15 protein-coding genes and 1 riboswitch are annotated in these 18,076 nt (G+C 64.1%); of the genes, 10 read left to right on the top strand and 5 right to left on the bottom strand.

Annotated elements, in window-relative coordinates; all coding sequences use genetic code 11:
* Positions 1 to 82 precede the first annotated feature (82 nt).
* The 5 genes from APH34_RS09005 to APH34_RS08985 all read left to right on the top strand — a co-directional run bounded on the left by APH34_RS09005 (position 83) and on the right by APH34_RS08985 (position 7,925).
* On the top strand, positions 83 to 2,545 hold the full coding sequence (locus APH34_RS09005; RefSeq protein ID WP_054900831.1) for a TonB-dependent siderophore receptor: 2,463 nt from the start codon (positions 83 to 85) through the stop codon (positions 2,543 to 2,545).
* 124 nt (positions 2,546 to 2,669) lie between these two features.
* Positions 2,670 to 3,362, top strand: coding sequence for a response regulator transcription factor (locus tag APH34_RS09000; RefSeq protein ID WP_054900830.1), 693 nt, complete (start codon positions 2,670 to 2,672; stop codon positions 3,360 to 3,362).
* Complete coding sequence (locus APH34_RS08995; RefSeq protein WP_054900829.1) at positions 3,362 to 4,699, top strand: sensor histidine kinase; 1,338 nt, start codon at positions 3,362 to 3,364, stop codon at positions 4,697 to 4,699. The genes APH34_RS09000 and APH34_RS08995 overlap by 1 nt, the downstream gene beginning before the upstream one ends.
* An 83-nt stretch (positions 4,700 to 4,782) precedes the next feature.
* The gene (locus APH34_RS08990) at positions 4,783 to 7,014 is read left to right on the top strand and encodes a TonB-dependent siderophore receptor (protein ID WP_054900828.1); all 2,232 of its coding nucleotides are present in this window, start codon (positions 4,783 to 4,785) and stop codon (positions 7,012 to 7,014) included.
* Between the two features lie 20 nt (positions 7,015 to 7,034).
* A complete protein-coding gene (locus APH34_RS08985) occupies positions 7,035 to 7,925 on the top strand; it encodes an alpha/beta hydrolase (protein WP_054900827.1) in 891 nt (296 codons plus the stop codon).
* A gap of 39 nt (positions 7,926 to 7,964) precedes the next feature.
* On the opposite strand, the gene APH34_RS08980 is transcribed toward APH34_RS08985, so the two are convergent.
* Entirely contained in the window at positions 7,965 to 9,170 is a 1,206-nt protein-coding gene (locus APH34_RS08980; protein WP_054900826.1) for an RtcB family protein, read from the bottom strand.
* 92 nt (positions 9,171 to 9,262) lie between these two features.
* Positions 9,263 to 9,404, top strand: a riboswitch (FMN riboswitch).
* Between the two features lie 80 nt (positions 9,405 to 9,484).
* On the opposite strand from APH34_RS08980, the gene ribB reads away from it, so the two are divergent.
* The 5 genes from ribB (at position 9,485) to APH34_RS08955 (ending at position 15,363) form a co-directional block, all read left to right on the top strand.
* Entirely contained in the window at positions 9,485 to 10,135 is a 651-nt protein-coding gene (gene ribB, locus APH34_RS08975; RefSeq protein ID WP_054900825.1) for a 3,4-dihydroxy-2-butanone-4-phosphate synthase, read from the top strand.
* Between the two features lie 98 nt (positions 10,136 to 10,233).
* Entirely contained in the window at positions 10,234 to 10,476 is a 243-nt protein-coding gene (locus APH34_RS08970; RefSeq protein ID WP_054900824.1) for an exodeoxyribonuclease VII small subunit, read from the top strand.
* Positions 10,473 to 11,360: a (2E,6E)-farnesyl diphosphate synthase gene (gene ispA / locus APH34_RS08965; protein ID WP_054900823.1), complete on the top strand. Its 888-nt coding sequence runs from the start codon at positions 10,473 to 10,475 to the stop codon at positions 11,358 to 11,360. The genes APH34_RS08970 and ispA overlap by 4 nt, the downstream gene beginning before the upstream one ends.
* A gap of 125 nt (positions 11,361 to 11,485) precedes the next feature.
* Positions 11,486 to 13,381, top strand: coding sequence for a 1-deoxy-D-xylulose-5-phosphate synthase (gene dxs / locus APH34_RS08960; RefSeq protein ID WP_054900822.1), 1,896 nt, complete (start codon positions 11,486 to 11,488; stop codon positions 13,379 to 13,381).
* A gap of 104 nt (positions 13,382 to 13,485) precedes the next feature.
* Positions 13,486 to 15,363: a TonB-dependent receptor domain-containing protein gene (locus tag APH34_RS08955; RefSeq protein ID WP_054900821.1), complete on the top strand. Its 1,878-nt coding sequence runs from the start codon at positions 13,486 to 13,488 to the stop codon at positions 15,361 to 15,363.
* Here APH34_RS08955 and APH34_RS08950 read toward each other — a convergent pair.
* From APH34_RS08950 to APH34_RS08935, 4 genes are all read right to left on the bottom strand, one after another.
* Complete coding sequence (locus tag APH34_RS08950) at positions 15,341 to 16,153, bottom strand: cobalamin-binding protein (protein WP_054900820.1); 813 nt, start codon at positions 16,151 to 16,153, stop codon at positions 15,341 to 15,343. The genes APH34_RS08955 and APH34_RS08950 overlap by 23 nt on opposite strands.
* Entirely contained in the window at positions 16,153 to 16,572 is a 420-nt protein-coding gene (locus APH34_RS08945; RefSeq protein ID WP_054900819.1) for a hypothetical protein, read from the bottom strand. Before APH34_RS08945 ends, APH34_RS08950 begins: the two co-directional genes overlap by 1 nt.
* Positions 16,569 to 17,186, bottom strand: a complete 618-nt coding sequence (ribA, locus tag APH34_RS08940) for a GTP cyclohydrolase II (protein ID WP_054900818.1) — start codon at positions 17,184 to 17,186, stop codon at positions 16,569 to 16,571. The genes APH34_RS08945 and ribA overlap by 4 nt, the downstream gene beginning before the upstream one ends.
* A gap of 133 nt (positions 17,187 to 17,319) precedes the next feature.
* Positions 17,320 to 18,063 carry an ABC transporter substrate-binding protein gene (locus APH34_RS08935; protein ID WP_054900817.1) on the bottom strand — a complete coding sequence of 248 codons (744 nt, stop codon included), beginning with the start codon at positions 18,061 to 18,063 and terminating at the stop codon, positions 17,320 to 17,322.
* Positions 18,064 to 18,076: the final 13 nt, after the last annotated feature.

The following is an 18,076-nucleotide window of genomic DNA, read 5'->3' as shown; positions in this document are numbered from 1 at the left end:
CAGACAGCCTTGTCGGTTTTCGTCTCTCGTTCGGGATAGGTCTTGAAAGCAAATCAGACGCAATCTCACGGGGAGTTCCAGAGTGCCGTACCATCCGCCACAGAAAGTGTTTCCGTTGACAGGCGCGTTGCGCAAAGGCGTGTTCGCCACCTTGCTGGCCGCCGCGCCAACGCTGCCCAATCTGGCGTGGGCCGCCGACGCCAGCATGAGCCAGACGCGCCAATATGCCATCGCTGCCGGCAGCCTGGACCAAGTGCTGAATCGCTTTGCCAGCGACGCGGGCATTCTGCTGTCGGTGGATGCACAGTTGACCGAGGGCAAACGCAGCGCCGGCTTGCAGGGGCATTTCGACGTGGCCCAGGGGCTTGAGCGCCTGCTGGCCGGCAGTGGCTTGCAAGCCGTTTACACCCAAGGCGGCTGGTCCTTGCAACCGGTGCAAAGTGGCCCGCTGCAACTTGGCACCACCAACGTCAGCGCACCCGAGGCAGTTGAGAACGCCTGGGGGCCAGTGGAGGGTATCGTCGCCAAGCGCAGTGCAACCGGCTCCAAGACCGACTCGGCATTGGTGGAGATACCGCAAACCATCAACGTCGTGACGGCCACCGAGATTCAGTCCCGCGCCGCTCAAAGCGTGACCGAAGCGCTGCGCTACACCCCAGGCATCACCGGTGGCGGCTTTTCTGACCGGGTGAAGCTGTTTGATGAACCAACGTCGCGCGGCTTCTCGCCGACGCCGTTGTACCTGGATGGTCTGCACCTGCCCTATGGTGGCGGCAGCACTGGTGGCGCGCTGCAGATCGAACCCTACTCGCTGGAGCGCATCGAGGTGCTCAAGGGCCCGGCCTCGGTGCTGTACGGGCAAAACCAGCCTGGCGGCATCGTCAACCTGGTGAGCAAGCGCCCGACCGCCGAAGCGCTTCATCAGGTAAGGTTCGAGGCAGGCAGTTATGACCACAAAAGCGCCGCCATCGACCTCGGCGGGCCACTGGATGACGAAGGCAAATACCTGTACCGCTTGACCGCACTGGCCAACGACAGCAACGACGAAATCGATTACGTCGAGGACAAGCGCCAGTTCATCGCGCCCAGTTTTACCTGGCGGCCGAATGAAGACACCAGCCTGACGCTGTTCGCCCAGTACCAGAAAGACAAAGGCGTACCTGAAGCTCAGGGCCTGCCAGCAGTAGGCACGGTGTTCGACAACCCCAATGGCAAGATCGACCGCGACCTGTTTCTCGGTGAACCTGGTGTCAACGACTACCACCGTGAGCAATATGCTTTCGGCTATGAGTTCTCGCATCGGCTCAATGCCACCTGGACCCTCAAGCAGAATGCGCGCTATGCCCGGGTCAACGACCATTACACCGCGCCGTTGCATGGTTACCGTTTCGTCACCAACCCCATTACCGGGGTGAACGATCAGCGCTACACCACCCGGTATGGTGTGGACTGGCAACAGGACAACAAGGTCTTCGGCATCGATAACATCGCCCAGGCCGAATTCGACACGGGCCCGCTCAGCCATACCGCAATCGTTGGGCTGGATTACTACCACTTCAATTCGAAGTTCAATGGCCTGTACGACTACAACCCTCCGATCATCGACCTGTTCAACCCGGTCTACGGCCAGCCACTGCATTTTGGCAACAACTATCGCTGGGACAACACCATCACCCAGACCGGGTTGTACGCACAGGACCAGATCAAGCTCGACAAGTGGATTTTCGTCCTCGGCGGGCGCTACGACTGGGCCGAAACCAACAACAAGCAGCCACTGAGCAACGCCCGCACCGACAGCAAAAACGAAAAGTTCACCGGCCGTGGCGGGATCGTCTACCTGTTCGACAACGGTGTTGCCCCCTTCGTCAGCTACTCGGAGTCGTTCCTGCCGCTCACCGGCACCAATGCGCAGGGCAGCGCGTTCGACCCCTCGACCGGCAAGCAATACGAGGCCGGCGTAAAATACCAGCCGCCGGGGCAGAACAGTTTCGTGCAGGTTTCGGCGTATGAACTGGAACAGAAGAATATCCTGACCACCGACCTCGGCAACCCAGGCTTCAGCAATCAAACTGGCGCCATTCGCTCCAAGGGTGTCGAGCTGGAGGCCAAGGCCGAGCTGACCGAGGCCTTCAGTGTGATCGCGTCGGCATCGCGCAATGACATCAAGTACACCAAGGACAACGATGGCCGCAAAGGTCGTCACCCAGCAGGCAACCCACCGCTGACCGCAGCGCTCTGGCTCAATTACGTGGTGCTGGGTGAAACGCCATTGGCCGGTCTGGGTGCAGGCGTGGGCGCACGGTACGCCAGGAGCAACTACGGCGATGACTACGAAGGCGCATTCCAGATCCCGTCCTACACCGTGTACGACGCAAGCCTGACTTACGACCTGGGCCTCTCGGTGTTTCGCCTAAAAGGCTTGAAAATGGCGCTGAACGTTAAGAACCTTGCCGACAAGGAGTACGTCTCCAGTTGCATCAGCCAATGGGACTGCTACTACGGGGAAGGGCGCACCGTGGTATCGAGTGTGACGTACAACTGGTAATTGAAAGGCCCGGCGCAGCGATTTCGCGCAAAAGGCGTAGGCACTTGCACACTACGCCATTGCCCGAGATCGACGGCAGTGGGATGATTCGTAACTGATACGAATTCTCATCCAAGGCCCCGCCGTGCCCACCAAGCTGCTCCTCGCCGAAGACGATACGAACCTGCGCCAGGACCTGGAACGCCATTTCCTCAACCGTGGCTTCCTGGTCCAGGCCTGCGCCAGCGGCACCCAGGCACTGATCGCCATGCAGCAACACCGTTTCGACCTGATGCTGCTGGACATCATGCTGCCGGGTGTCGATGGCCTGACCCTGCTCGACGAACTGCGCCGCCAGCAGGCTGTACCGGTGGTGTTGATGTCGGCGCTGGGAGCAGAACAGGACCGTATCAGTGGCTTCACCCGGGGCGCCGACGATTACTTGCCCAAGCCGTTCAGCCTGGCCGAGCTGAACGCCCGCGTCGACGCCCTTCTGCGCCGCGTCGCCCTCGACCGGCAGCCGCCCGAACCACGCAGCGAAAGCTCAGTAACCCTCGACCAGGCGCGCCAGGATGTCATCCACCACGGCAAGCCTGCCGGCCTTACAGGCTCGGAGTACCGTCTGCTGGTCACCCTGCACGCGCACCCTGGCGAAGCGCTGAGCAAGGCATTCCTCTATCAGACCGTGCTGCACCGGGCTTACACGCGCCTGGACCGTGGCCTGGATGTACACGTCTGCAACCTGCGGCGCAAACTCACCGACATCGGCGCCCAGCACCTGCAGATTCAGGCCGTGCGCGGCCAGGGCTACATCCTGGTGGATACGGGAAACACCTGATGCGCCGCCACCCCTTGCTGTGGAAACTCGCACTGCTGCAGGTCGGCTTCTGCCTGCTGCTGACCTGGCTGATCTGGACCTGGGGCCTGTCGGTGGAACGCAGCACCTACTTCCTGTCCCCGGCGGACCAGGCGTATCTGGCCCGCTACGCACAACAGGCCGAAGACGCCTGGCGCAGCGGCGGTGCAGCGGGCGCCGAAGCCTACCGGCGGCAGCTGGAAGCCGACGAGGACACCTGGGTGGCGCTGGTCGGCCCGCGCCTGGAAAGCCTAGGCAGCACGCCGCTCACAGCCGAAGAAGCGAGCCACTTGACCTTCATGCGCAAGCTCGACTGGCCGATGAGCCGACGCCTGCAGGACGAGCTGCCCTATGTCAGCATCGCATTCCCCGAACACCCGCAAGACGGCCGCCTGGTCATTCAGTTGCCCGAGCGCCTGCTGCCCACCGGCCTTACGCCGTGGACCCACGTGATCACCCACGGCGTTGCGCCAGCGCTGCTCGCCCTGCTGATGGGGCTGGCCCTGTATCGCCATCTGGTGGCGCCCCTCAACCGCCTGCGCGACCGTGCCGACGCCTTGCGAGCCGACGACCTCGACAGCCCCGGCCTGCCGCTGCAAGAACGCCGGGATGAGCTGGGCGAGCTGGCCCAGGCCTTCGAGCACATGGCCGGGCGGCTGCGCCAGAGCCTGGACCAGCAGCGCCTGTTGCTGCGCACGCTGTCCCATGAACTGCGCACACCGCTGGCACGGCTGCGCATCGCTCACGACAGCGATCTGCCACCGGCCCAGTTGCGCGAGCGCCTGGACCGCGAAGTGGACGACATGCAAAAACTGCTCGAAGACACCCTCGATCTGGCATGGATGGATACCGAGCAGCCACAACTGCTCACCGAGCCTGTGCTGGTGCTGTCGGTGTGGGAGGCGCTGTGCCAGGACAGTTGCTTCGAAAGCGGTTGGGATCCGTCGCGTCTGCGCTGTTCGCTCGACACCACATGCGTGGTCCAGGCCCACCTGGACAGCCTGGCCCAAGCGCTGGAGAACCTGTTGCGCAACGCCATCCGCCATTCACCGGTCGACGGCAACATCAGCCTCGACGGGTGGCGCGAAGGCGATCACTGGCACCTGCGCCTGAGCGACCAAGGGCCAGGGGTGCCGCACGATGCGCTGGACCGCATCTTCAAGCCCTATCAGCGCCTGGCCGACAGTGGCGCCGGTTTTGGCCTGGGCCTGGCCATCGCCCGGCGGGCCATCGAGCTGCAAGGTGGCCGCCTGTGGGCCTGTAATGGCCACCCGGGCCTGCACCTGCACCTGCTGCTGCCGATCGCCAAGAATGTTTAGAAAGTTAATGCGCTTTACTCTCAATTAAGAGTAATTATCATCCGTGATCTCTTGCATTCCGCTCGATGTTCCGGAGATCGATGATGTCGCCCCGCCCGCTTCCTTTCGCCCCGTTCCTGCTGTTGTCCAGCTGCCTGCTGAGCAGCGCCGTGCATGCCGCCACCGACCAGCCTGCGCCCATCGAACTGGAGAGCCAGAATGTCGTGGCCACGGCACTGGAAGAAACCAAGCAGGCACCGGGTGTGTCGGTCATCACCGCCGAAGACATCAAGAAGCGTCCACCCGCCAACGACCTGTCACAGATCATCCGCACCATGCCTGGGGTCAACCTGACCGGTAACTCCACCAGCGGCCAGCGCGGCAACAACCGGCAGATCGACATCCGCGGCATGGGCCCGGAAAACACCCTGATCCTGGTCGATGGCAAACCGGTCAGCAGCCGCAGTTCAGTGCGCTATGGCTGGCGCGGCGAGCGTGACTCGCGTGGCGACACCAACTGGGTGCCCGCCGACCAGGTCGAGCGCATCGAAGTGATCCGCGGCCCGGCTGCCGCCCGCTACGGCTCCGGCGCCATGGGCGGGGTGATCAACATCATCACCAAGCAAGCCTCCGGCCAAACCCACGGCAACATGACCGTGTACCAGAACTTCCCCCAGCACGGTGACGAAGGCGCCACCAAGCGGGTGAGCTTCGGCCTCAACGGGCCGCTCACCGATGCCCTGAGCTACCGCGTGTACGGCAATGTCGCCAAGACCGACTCGGACGACTGGGATATCAATGCCGGCCATGAATCCGAGCGTAGCGGCAACCAGGTCGGCACCCTGCCCGCCGGCCGAGAGGGGGTACGCAACAAGGACATCAACGGCCTGCTCAGCTGGCGCCTGACGCCCGAGCAAACCTTGGAGCTGGAAGCGGGCTTCAGCCGCCAGGGCAACATCTACACCGGCGATACCCAGAACACCAACTCCAATGCCAACGTCAAGCGCATGCTGGGCAAGGAGACCAACATCCTGTACCGCGAAAACTTCGCCCTCACCCACCGGGGCGACTGGGACTTCGGCAGCAGCATGGCCTTCCTGCAATACGAAAAGACCCGTAACCAGCGGATCAACGAAGGGCTGGCCGGTGGTACCGAAGGCATCTTCAGCAGCACCGACTTCTACACCTCGACCCTGCGTGACCTGACCGCACACGGCGAGTTGAACCTGCCACTGCACGCCTGGCGCGACCAGACCCTGACCCTGGGCAGCGAATGGAGCCAGCAAAAGCTCGATGACCCGAGCGCCAACACCCAGACCACCAGCGAAGGCGGCGCCGTCGACGGCCTGACCAGCAGCGGCCGCGCCACCACTTCGCAGGCACAAATCTTCTCGCTGTTCGCCGAAGACAACATCGAGCTGCTCCCCGGCACCATGCTCACCCCGGCGCTGCGTTTCGATCACCACAGTATGGTCGGCGACAACTGGAGCCCCTCGCTCAACCTGTCCCATGCGCTGACCGACACACTCACCCTCAAGGCCGGCATCGCCCGTGCCTACAAGGCGCCGAACCTGTATCAGCTCAATTCCGACTACCTGCTCTACAGCCGTGGTCAGGGCTGTTATGGCCAGAGCACCAGCTGCTACCTGCAGGGCAACGACAACCTCAAGGCCGAAACCAGCGTCAACAAGGAACTGGGTATCGAGTACCAGCAGGGCGGCTGGGTGGCTGGCCTCACCTACTTCCGCAACGACTACAAGAACAAGATCGACTCCGGCCTGAGCCCGATCGGCACCGCCACAGGGGGTTCTGGCAGCTACGCCAACGCTGCGATCTACCAGTGGGAGAACATTCCCAAGGCGCTGGTCGAGGGCCTGGAGGGCACGCTGACCATCCCGCTGACCGAGCAGTTGAAGTGGAGCAACAACCTCACCTACATGCTGCAGTCCAAGAACAAGCAAACCGGCGAAACCCTGTCGGTAACCCCGGCCTACACCCTCAACTCGATGCTCGACTGGCAAGCCACCGACGACTTGTCGCTGCAGCTGAGCGTGGCCTGGTACGGCAAGCAGAAGCCGAAGAAATACGACTACCATGGCGACCGCGTCACCGGGTCTTCGAACGACCAACTGGCGCCCTATGCACTGGTCGGTACCAGCGGCACCTATGCGATCAGCAAAAACCTCAGCGTGACCGCAGGGGTCGACAATCTGTTCGACAAGCGCCTGTTCCGCGCGGGCAATGCCCAGGGGGTGAACGGTATCGACGGGGCTGGCGCAGCTACTTACAACGAGCCAGGCCGCACCCTGTACACCAGCCTGACCGCGTCGTTCTGACGCCCTGAGGAGACTGCCGGATGAGCAAGATGCCCTTGTACCTCGCGCTGGCGCTGGCCCTCACGGCCCCGGTGGCCCTGGCGCAGCCGCAGCGTGAGCAGAAAATGGATACGTCACTGCTACAGCGGCAGGACCTGGCCTATCACTTCAGCCACCTTGACCTGGATTCGGCCGATGGCCAGCGCCATTACCGCCTGTGGATCGGCAAGCCAGACCGCCCGGCGCCCGCCGCAGGCTACCCCGTGTTGTGGATGCTGGATGGCAATGCGGCGATCGGGGCGCTGGACAGCGCACAGCTGGAGAAGCTCGCCGCTGGCCAGGCGCCGCTGCTGGTCGCCGTGGGGTACCAGACCGAACAGCGTATCGAGCGTGCCGGGCGGACCTATGACTACACCCCGGCAATCCCTGGGCTGGCCGAACAGCGCGACCCGCTGACCGGCCAGCCCAGCGGTGGCGTGGATGCGTTTTTCGACCTGCTGACCCTACGTATGCGGCCGATGGTGGCCGGTGTGGCCCCCATCGACCTCCAGCGCCAGACGCTGTGGGGGCATTCCTATGGTGGGCTGGCGGTGCTGCATGCACTGTTCACTCGCCCGGGAGCGTTCAGTGACTACGCGGCTGCCAGCCCATCGTTATGGTGGCGCGACGGGGCCATCGTTGCCGAGGCGCAGGGCCTGCAACAGCGCTTGGGTAACAACCGGCCGCAGTTGCTGCTGATGCGCGGAGGCGAGGAACCGTCCAACCCGCGAGCAGCGGTAAAAGGGGATGTGGAGCGACCGGCGCGGGAACTGGCGGCTGACCTGGCCAAGGTGCAGGGGTTGCAGGTGCGCTTCGAGCGGTTCGAGGGGCTGGGGCATGGGCCGATGTTGCCTGCTTCGCTCAGAAAAGTGATCGAAGGGATGTCGCAGTAGACCTGTAAGGCCCTATCGCCGGCGATAGGGCCATTACGGTCAACCCTTCACGCAGACTACCTGCCGCAGCGTGTGTACCACCTCAACCAGCGCCTGTTGCGCCCGCATCACCGCATCGATGTCTTTGTAGGCCATCGGTATTTCATCGATGACCTCCTTGTCCTTGCGGCATTCCACATGCGCCGTGGCCCGCCGCTGATCTTCCACGCTGAAGCGGCTCTTGGCCTTGGTTCGGCTCATTACCCTTCCGGCACCGTGGCTGCATGAGCAGAACGCGTCCTCGTTACCCAGCCCTCGCACGATGAAACTCTTGGCCCCCATCGAACCGGGAATGATGCCCAGCTGCCCCTTCTGCGCCGACACCGCGCCCTTGCGCGTAATCAGCACTTCACGCCCGAAGTGCTGCTCACGCTGCACATAATTGTGATGGCAGTTGACCGCCTCCAAGCTGGCCTGGAACGGTTTGCCAAGCACCTTGCGCGTGGCTGCGACAACCGCTTGCATCATCAGCTCGCGGTTGTGGCGGGCAAAGTCCTGGGCCCATTCCACCGCTTCGACATAGTCGGCAAAGTGCCGGCTGCCCTCCTCGAAGTACGCCAGGTCCTTGTCCGGGAGGTTCGCCAGGTGCTGGCGCATGTCCGCCTGGGCAAGTTCGATGAACAGGTTGCCGATGGCATTGCCCACGCCCCGCGAACCACTGTGCAGCATGAACCACACGCGGTCGGCCTCGTCCAGGCAGACTTCGATGAAGTGGTTGCCGCCCCCTAGCGTACCCAGGTGGCGGCGGTTGTTGGTCTTTTCCAGCCTTGGGTACTTGTCGGTAATAACCTTGAAGCGCCCGGCAAGCTGGCCCCAGAGCCGCTCTGCCGTACCGGGCACGTTGTCCCACGCGCCGTGGTCACGACGGCCGAATGTCTTGCCATGGGGCACCGCCTGCTCGATGGCACTGCGCAGGCCGTGCAGGTTGTCTGGCAAGTCGCGGGCGTGCAGCGACGTGCGCGCAGCAATCATGCCGCAGCCGATATCCACACCCACCGCCGCCGGGATGATCGCACCGACGGTAGGGATGACGCTGCCGATGGTCGAGCCCTTGCCCAGGTGCACGTCCGGCATCACCGCCAGGTGCTTGAAGATGAACGGCATCCTGGCCGTGTTGAGCAACTGCCGGCGTGCGTCGTCTTCGACCGGAACACCGTCGGTCCACAGTTTGATCGGCTTGCCGCCGGCGGCTTGAAGAATGTCCATTGGGCTGTTCCAGAAAGGCCATTGCCCCATGATACCGCCGAAGGTCGTAGACAGCAGGCTTGCCAGCAGGGTGGCCCGGTGTTGTATGCTGGCCGGGTCTTCAGGGCGGGGTGAAAGTCCCCACCGGCGGTAAATCGAAAGATGAGCCCGCGAGCGCTCCGGCCATGCCGGGGGTCAGCAGATCTGGTGCGACTCCAGAGCCGACGGTCATAGTCCGGATGAAAGAAGGCGTCAGGCAAGCGCCATTCGGGCGCCCTTGCGCGCGCATTTTGTTCGCCCCGAGACGTTCATCGATCAATCACGAGGAGCGTTTCATGTCCACCACGTATCATCCGCAATTCCCCAATGTGTCCGCCGCCATCGCCGCCTTCCAGGCCGGGCGCCCTGTGCTGCTGCTCGACGATGACGACCGCGAGGACGAAGCAGACATCGTTGCTGCGGCAGAAAAGCTCTCCCTTCAGACCATGGCCATGATGATTCGCGACTGCAGCGGCATCGTCTGCCTGTGCCTGGACGAGGCCACCGTCGATGCCCTGCAACTGGCACCGATGGTGCAGAACAACCAGGCCCGCCATGGCACCGGCTTCACCGTTACCATCGAGGCGGCCGAAGGCGTTACCACGGGGGTTTCGGCCCAGGACCGCATTACCACCATCGAGGCAGCGCTGCGCTCCACGGCGGCGCAACGCCATATCGTCAGCCCTGGCCACGTGTTCCCGCTGCGCGCTCGCGACGGTGGGGTGCTGACCCGTCGCGGGCATACCGAAGGCTCGGTTGACCTGGCCCGCCTGGCCGGGTTGCGCCCGGCAGCGGTGCTGTGCGAGCTGATGAACCCCGACGGCAGCATGGCCCGCGGCGAACAGGTGGCGGTGTATGCCCGCCAGTACAATCTGCCCGTGCTGACCATCGAAGAGCTGGCGCGCTACCGTGAGGCGATGCTGGAGCTGGAAGCTGTGCCAGCCTGATCAATCGACGGGGCCGGGAAATTCACCCTCAAGTTTGCTCCCCCCGCCCCGCTCTGCTAGTGTCGCGCCGTTCTGAACAGCCTCCGAGACCCGTCGCCATGGCCCGCAAAAAAGCCTCCATCGATTTCGAGCAATCCCTCGCCGACCTGCAAACCCTGGTCGAACGCTTGGAGAACGGCGAGCTGTCGCTGGAGGACTCGCTGGCCGCCTTCGAGCAAGGTATCGCCCTGACCCGCGATTGCCAGGGCGCCCTGGCCCAGGCCGAGCAGAAAGTACAGATACTGCTCGAGCGCGACGGCGAGCTCGCCGCTCAGCCCTTCGATGCGGAGCCAGAGGCATGATCGGTGCCTACCAGGCCAGTAGCCAGGCGCGCGTCGATGCGGCCCTCGAACCCCTGTTCATCGCACCCACCAAGGAGCTTGAGCGGCTATACGCCGCGATGCGCTACAGCGTGATGAACGGTGGCAAGCGCGTGCGCCCGCTGCTCGCCTATGCCGCTTGCCAAGCGCTGGGCGCACCGGCCGAGCAGGCCAACGGCGCTGCCTGCGCGGTGGAGCTGATCCATGCGTATTCGCTGGTGCATGACGACCTGCCGGCCATGGACGATGACGACCTGCGCCGCGGCCAGCCGACCACCCACAAAGCCTTCGATGAAGCCTGCGCGATCCTCGCCGGCGACGGCCTGCAGAGCCTGGCCTTCAGCGCCCTGCTCGACCCACGGCTAAGCCCGCAGCCCGACGCCATACGCCTGGCCATGGTCCAGGCCCTGGCCAAGGCTGCTGGCCCTGCGGGCATGGTGGGCGGCCAGGCCATCGACCTCGGTTCCGTGGGCATCAAGCTGGACCAGAAGGCCTTGGAATTCATGCACCGGCACAAGACCGGCGCGCTGATCGAGGCCAGCGTACGCCTCGGCGCCCTGGCCAGTGCCCGCGCCGAACAGGCCCAACTGGACGCCCTGCAGGCCTATGCGCAGGCCATCGGCCTGGCGTTCCAGGTGCAGGATGACATTCTCGACGTGGAAAGCGACACCGCGACCCTTGGCAAACGCCAGGGCGCCGACATCGCCCGCGACAAACCGACCTACCCTGCCCTGCTTGGCCTGGAAGCGGCCAAGGCGTATGCGATCGAACTGCGCGACCAGGCGCTGGTCGCACTGGAAGGGTTTGGTGACAACGCAGAACCACTGCGGGCGCTGGCGCGTTACATCGTCGAACGCCGGCACTGATTGACCGGCGCCGTTCTGCGGCCCTTCGTCGGCAAGCCAGCTCCATACGACACCCGTCTGAATGGGCAGTATTTCCCACAATGGGGTAAACTGCCGCGTCTTAAACATCTATAACGACTCGCCTGATGCCCACGACGTTTCAAGAGATCCCCCGCGAACGCCCGGTCACGCCGCTGCTTGACCGTGCTGACACGCCTGCCGGCCTGCGTCGGCTGGCCGAAGCCGACCTGGAGACCCTGGCCGACGAGTTGCGCCAGGAGCTGCTCTATACCGTTGGCCAGACCGGTGGGCATTTTGGCGCCGGCCTGGGCGTCATCGAGCTGACGATCGCCCTGCACTACGTCTTCGACACCCCGGACGACCGGCTGGTGTGGGACGTAGGCCATCAGGCCTACCCGCACAAGATACTCACTGGCCGCCGCAACCGCATGCTGAGCCTGCGTCAGAAGGATGGCATCGCCGCCTTCCCGCGCCGCAGCGAGAGCGAATACGACACCTTTGGCGTGGGTCACTCCAGCACTTCGATCAGCGCAGCGCTGGGCATGGCCATTGCCGCCCGCCTGCAGAACAGCGCACGCAAGTCGATCGCGGTGATCGGCGACGGCGCCCTGACCGCCGGCATGGCCTTCGAGGCGCTGAATCACGCCCAGGAAGTCAACGCCGACATGCTTGTCATCCTCAACGACAACGACATGTCGATCTCGCGCAACGTCGGCGGGCTGTCCAACTACCTGGCCAAGATCCTCTCCAGCCGCACCTACGCGAGCATGCGCGAGGGCAGCAAGAAGGTCCTGTCGCGCCTGCCCGGTGCCTGGGAAATTGCCCGCCGCACCGAGGAATACGCCAAGGGCATGCTGGTACCCGGCACCCTGTTCGAAGAGCTGGGCTGGAACTACATCGGTCCGATCGACGGCCATGACCTGCCGACCATGATCGCCACCCTGCGCAACATGCGTGACCTCAAGGGCCCGCAGTTCCTGCACGTGGTGACCAAGAAGGGCAAGGGGTTCGCCCCGGCCGAGATCGACCCGATCGGCTATCACGCCATCACCAAGCTTGAGCCTGCCGACAAACCGGCTGCCCCGAAAAAAGCCAGCGGCCCGAAGTATTCCGCGGTGTTCGGCCAGTGGCTGTGCGACATGGCCGCCACCGACAAACGCCTGGTAGGCATCACGCCAGCGATGAAGGAAGGCTCCGACCTGGTCGCCTTCAGCGAGCGCTACCCGGAGCGCTACTTCGATGTGGCAATCGCCGAGCAGCACGCCGTCACCTTGGCGGCCGGCATGGCCTGCGAGGGCAGCAAGCCGGTGGTGGCGATCTACTCCACCTTCCTGCAGCGCGCCTACGATCAGCTGATCCACGACGTGGCAGTACAGAACCTTGATGTGCTGTTCGCCATTGACCGTGCAGGCCTTGTTGGCGAAGACGGCCCCACCCATGCAGGCAGCTACGACCTGTCGTACCTGCGCTGCATCCCGGGCATGCTGGTGATGACGCCAAGCGACGAGAATGAACTGCGCAAGATGCTCACCACCGGGCACCTGTACAACGGCCCCGCAGCCGTGCGCTACCCGCGTGGCAGCGGCCCCAACGCACCGATCACCGACGACCTGCTGCCGCTGGAAATCGGCAAGGGCGTGGTACGGCGCCAGGGCGAAAAAGTCGCACTGCTGGTGTTTGGCGTGCAGCTGGCCGAGGCGCTGCAAGTTGCCGAGCCACTCAATGCCACCGTGGTCGACATGCGCTTCGTCAAACCGCTGGACGAGGCCTTGGTACTTGAATTGGCCGCCAGCCATGAGCTGCTGGTGACCATCGAAGAAAACGCCATCATGGGCGGTGCCGGCGCTGCCGTGGGTGAGTTCCTGGCTAGCCAGGCTCTGCTCAAGCCGTTGTTGCACCTGGGGCTGCCGGACATCTATGTGGAACATGCCAAGCCGGCGCAGATGCTGGCCGAGTGCGGGCTGGATGCTGCCGGCATCGAGGTTTCGGTGAAGGCTCGGATGGCCAAGCTCGGCCTGTAAGGCTCACTGGCCAAGATGACCCATTCGCGGGTAAACCCACTCCCCCCGGGCTCAATACGGCCCCTGTGGGAGTGGGTTTACCCGCGAATGCTTTGGAAGCACCGATGAAACGTCCGACCCTTGTCACCTTGCTCTGCGTCCCCGCAACAGTCTTCGCCGGTGAAGCCGCCCGCGACGATGCGTTGAAACTGCCCGATGTACTGATCAGCGCCAACCGCCAGGTCGAGTCGCGCACCGCCACCAGCGCCGCCAACACCGTCTTTACCCGCAGCGACATCGACCGCCTGCAACCCACCAGTGTCACCGACCTGCTTGCCCGTGTGCCCGGTGTACAAGTCGCGCCCACCGGTGGTCGTGGCAGCCTGCCGGGCATCTTCATCCGGGGCACCAAGGCCGCCCAGAGCCTGGTGCTTGTCGATGGCGTGCGTATTGCCAACGCCACCTCCGGCGACAGTGGCCTGCAGTTTCTCGATGTCGACCAGATCGAGCGCGTCGAAGTGCTGCGAGGCTCGCGATCGGCCATCTATGGTAGCGACGCCATCGGCGGGGTCATCCAGATCTTCACCCGCCGAGGCGACAGTCAGGGTGTGCACCCCCGCCTGCGCCTGGCGGCAGGCAGCAATCAGACGTTCCAGCGCAGCCTGGGGCTTTCTGGCGGTGACGGCGCCACCCGCTTCAACCTTGGCGCCAGCCTCGACGAAACCGCCGGCATCGACTCGACCCGGCCGTCGTTCGCCAGCGACGCTGACCATGACGCCTACCGCAACCGGTCGTTCAACCTGAACCTGAGCCACACCTTGGGCGAACGCTTCGAGGCCGGCCTCACCCTGCTCGACAGCCGCGGCCGCAGCGAATACGACAACCCGTTCGGGCGCTTCGACCTCGCCACGTTCGAAAGCGTTGGGCAAAAGCCCTACACCGATTTCACTGTCAGCAGCCTCGGCACCTACTTCGACGCCCAGCTCAACGAACACTGGCATTCGCGGCTGGAACTGGGCCACAGCGAAAATCGCGATGACAAGCGTGACAAGCTGAGCGACGAACGCTTCGTCTTCAACACCTACCGCGACCAACTCACCTGGCAGAACGACCTGGCACTAACCGACCAGCACAGCCTGCTGATCGGTGGCGACTGGTATGAAGACCGTGTCCACGCCAGCACCGACTTCACCGAGGACAGCCGCTGGAACCGCGCCGCGTTCATCCAGCACCGCTTCAGTGGCGAGCAGTTCTCCACCGAAGTCGGCGTGCGTCGTGACCAGAACCAGCAGTTCGGCGGCCAGACCACCTGGGGTGGCAGCCTGACCGTGCCGCTGAATGCACACAACGATGTACTGCTGTCCTACAGCGAAGGTTTTCGGGCACCAACCTTCAACGACCTGTACTACCCGCAGTACAGCAACCCAGGCTTGAAACCCGAACACTCCAGGAGCTACGAGCTGCAGTGGCGTAGCCAGCTCACAGCCGACAGCCGCCTGGAAACCTCGCTGTACCGCACCGACCTGCGCGATGCGATCATCTTCGGCCAGGATTCGATCCCGGGGAACGTTGCCGCAGCGCGCATCAACGGCCTGGAAATGGCGCTGGACCAGCAGTGGGGCCAATGGCGCAGCCAGCTCGGCCTGGCCTTGACCGACCCGCGTGATCGCGACAGTGGCCACACCCTCGCCCGTCGCGCCCGGCGTACCTTGAGCCTGGACCTGGACCGCCAGTTCGAGCGCTTCAGTGTGGGGGGCAGTTGGCAGGCCGTGAGCGGCAGCTACGACGACGAGGCCAATGGCAACCGCCTCGGCGGCTATGGCCTATTGGGCCTGCGTGGCAGTTGGACGGCGAGCGATGCACTGAAGCTGGAAGTGAAGCTGGATAACCTCTTGGACAAGGCCTACAGCCGGGCGCTGTACCGCTACGACGATGCCAGCCACGGCTACCGCGAAGAGGGCCGCATGGCGCTGTTCAGCGTTACCTGGACACCGGCACTGTAGCCGCCAGCACTGCGCACAGGCGGGCAGTGGCTTCAATCATCTGCCCGCTTGGCCGCTCCAGGCCCTTGTCTGGCACTACCAGCAAACGGTCCCCCGCCACGGCACTGAGCCCAGGCCAGGCCTTCCAGCTTGCCAGCTGCGCCCGATCGCCTGCCAGGATCACCTGTGGATCGCGCTGCAGCACCGCCTCCACACTTACCTGCGGCGCCGGCTGGTTCAGGTCGGCAAAGATGTTGCGTGCGCCACACACCGCCAAGGCATCGGTGACCACCTGGTGCCCGCCGAGGGTGTACAACGGCCGGTCCCAGACCTGGTAGAACACCCGTAGCGGCTGCTCGCGCCGATACTGTTGACGCAACTGCTGCAGCCGACTGCGCAGGGCCAGTACCTGCTGCCGCCCCCGCTCGGCCCGGCCCACCTGCACCGCAACGGCTTCTATCTGCTCGAGCAATTGCTCAAGGTCATGGGGTTCGGCGCTGTAGGTCGCGATGCCCAGGCGCTTGAGCTGATCACGCTGGGCCGGTGCCACACCCCCTGGCCAGAGCAGCAGCAGGTTGGGCTTGAGGCTTAGCAAGCGCTCCATGTCCAATTGCCCCTGGCGCCCTACCGACGGCAGGTGGCGCAAGGCCGCCGGCCGCTCGCCGCCGTCGACCACGCCCACCAGCAGGTCGTCGGCCTGCAGCTCAAGCATGATTTCGCTCATAGAAGGCGCCAGGCTGACCACACGCAACGGTTCGCCAGCCTGGACGGCGCAGGCCAGCAGGGCCAGCAGGCAAAGCAGGCCGCGCATCACGCCAGTTGACGCGGTATGCGGTAGAGGTAGAGCAGCACCACGGTGGATAACGCCAGGAGGATCTGCGGCACCGCCTCCAGCCCAACCAGTACCGACAGTGCGGCGACCCAGGCGGGGAAGCAGGCGAACAACATGGCCATGCGCCGGACCTGCGCGAGGGTGATCCAGGCGGCAGGCTCTTCGGCAGTGCCCAGCACTTTGGACGTCGCGATCAAGGCGCGCTTGTACGCGCCGAAGCGCGGCAGGCTGAGGAACATGGTCGCCGCCCCCGCGATGAACAGTGGCATGGCCAGCACCGGAATCAGTGCTTCACCGCCGCCAAAGGCCCAGGCCATCACCGGCAGCGGCACCAGGCCGACCGCCAGGTACTGCCACCAGGCCAGCGCCAGACGCCGCTTCACCTCGCCCCGGGTCACGCCTGGGGCACCTCGCCCTGATGTTCGTTGCCCAGCATGTGACCGAGCTTGCCGGCCTTGGTCGCCAGGTAATAACGATTGTGCGGATTCTGCCCAGTGTGCAGCGGCACGCGCTCGGCGACCTTGATGTTCATGTCGGTCAGCGCCTTGACCTTGCGTGGGTTGTTGGTCATCAGACGCAGCGCTTTCACGCCCAGGTGCTCGAGCATCGGCAGGCATATGGCGTAGTCACGCTGGTCCGCGGCAAAGCCCAGGCGCTCATTGGCCTCGACCGTGTCGGCACCACCGTCCTGCAACTCGTAGGCACGGATCTTGTTCAGCAGGCCGATACCACGGCCTTCCTGGCGCAGGTACAGCAGCACGCCACGGCCTTCACGGGCGATGGCCTGCAGTGCCGCTTCAAGCTGCGAACCACAGTCGCAACGCTGGCTGAACAAGGCATCGCCAGTCAGGCACTCGGAATGCAGGCGCCCCAGCACCGGCTCGCCATCGGCGATATCACCCAGGCTGAGCACTACATGCTCACGGCCGGTGGCTTCGTCAAGGAAGCCATGCATGGTGAAAGTCGCAAAAGGGGTCGGGAGTTTAGAGGCGGCAACAAAGACGACGGGCACGTTGTGCTCCTGGATTAAGTTGGAAATTTCTCGTGGGCCGATTGTATCAGCAGGTCGGCGCCTGCGCGCTCGCTGAATACCGTGGCTTAAGATCGAAAAGTTCGATGCTTAGGCTGTCTGGACCGGGCCGGGGTCACAGCGGCTTGCTGTCAGTGGTGAAGGGGTACGGCTGCTTCCAGTGCTCGAAAATCGGCTTCAGCTCACCGCTGCGCACCAGCTCGGCCATACGCCTGTCGAACAGGTCGCGCAGTGCCTTGGCCTGTTCGCTGCGGGAAAACGCCAAGTACAACGGCAGTTCGGCCACGTGGCTACGGCGGAAGCGCTGCGGTTGCGGGCTCTGCCCGAGCACGTAATCGACCTCGGTTTGCGCGTCGATGTAGAAATCTACGCGGTCATGCTCGAGCATTGGCAGAATGCCTTCGCGGCGCTGGATTTCACGAAAGTTCTTCGCATTGGGCAGGTAGTTGCTGTAGTCGTAGCCACGCACCCAGGCCAGACGGTACTGGCCGACGGTGGCCAGGGTGGGCACCGGTTTGCTGGCGAGGCCAAGGGCATAGATGTGATCCATGTCGAAGTGCCAGCGAGGGTAGAGGTTGTCGCCGTTCTCCTCCTTGTAGGAGCCCACCCAGGCATCCGCCTCGCCACGCTTGACCAGCCCTACCGCACGGCTGTACGGCGCACTCTGGGTCACGACCTTGACCCCGGCAGGCTCGAAGACCTTGCGCAGCACATCCCAGGCCACCCCGGTGCCATCGGCATTGGTATAGTCGAACCACACTTCACTGACCAGGTGGACCTGCCTGGGCAGACCCTCGGCGGCCATGGCCCAAGGGGCAAGGCTCAGCATCATTGCCAGCAGCACAGTCCTTATGGCCATCAAAGCGCTCCCT

The organism is Pseudomonas sp. NBRC 111131, from assembly GCF_001320525.1.
In the GTDB taxonomy this organism is placed as follows: Bacteria; Pseudomonadota; Gammaproteobacteria; order Pseudomonadales; family Pseudomonadaceae; genus Aquipseudomonas; species Aquipseudomonas ceruminis.
The sequence above is the reverse complement of the archived record's forward strand: the minus strand, read 5'-3'. Positions and strand labels throughout refer to the sequence as shown.

Bases quoted from the DNA above. Each gene is read 5' to 3' on its own strand.
- APH34_RS08990 (WP_054900828.1), top strand. From the start codon at position 4,783: ATGTCGCCCCGCCCGCTTCCTTTCGCCCCGTTCCTGCTGTTGTCCAGC.
- ispA (WP_054900823.1), top strand. From the start codon at position 10,473: ATGATCGGTGCCTACCAGGCCAGTAGCCAGGCGCGCGTCGATGCGGCC.
- APH34_RS08980 (WP_054900826.1), bottom strand. From the start codon at position 9,170: ATGGACATTCTTCAAGCCGCCGGCGGCAAGCCGATCAAACTGTGGACC.
- APH34_RS08955 (WP_054900821.1), top strand. From the start codon at position 13,486: ATGAAACGTCCGACCCTTGTCACCTTGCTCTGCGTCCCCGCAACAGTC.
- APH34_RS08950 (WP_054900820.1), bottom strand. From the start codon at position 16,153: ATGCGCGGCCTGCTTTGCCTGCTGGCCCTGCTGGCCTGCGCCGTCCAG.
- APH34_RS08935 (WP_054900817.1), bottom strand. From the start codon at position 18,063: ATGGCCATAAGGACTGTGCTGCTGGCAATGATGCTGAGCCTTGCCCCT.
- APH34_RS08985 (WP_054900827.1), top strand. From the start codon at position 7,035: ATGAGCAAGATGCCCTTGTACCTCGCGCTGGCGCTGGCCCTCACGGCC.
- APH34_RS08995 (WP_054900829.1), top strand. From the start codon at position 3,362: ATGCGCCGCCACCCCTTGCTGTGGAAACTCGCACTGCTGCAGGTCGGC.
- dxs (WP_054900822.1), top strand. From the start codon at position 11,486: ATGCCCACGACGTTTCAAGAGATCCCCCGCGAACGCCCGGTCACGCCG.
- APH34_RS08970 (WP_054900824.1), top strand. From the start codon at position 10,234: ATGGCCCGCAAAAAAGCCTCCATCGATTTCGAGCAATCCCTCGCCGAC.
- ribB (WP_054900825.1), top strand. From the start codon at position 9,485: ATGTCCACCACGTATCATCCGCAATTCCCCAATGTGTCCGCCGCCATC.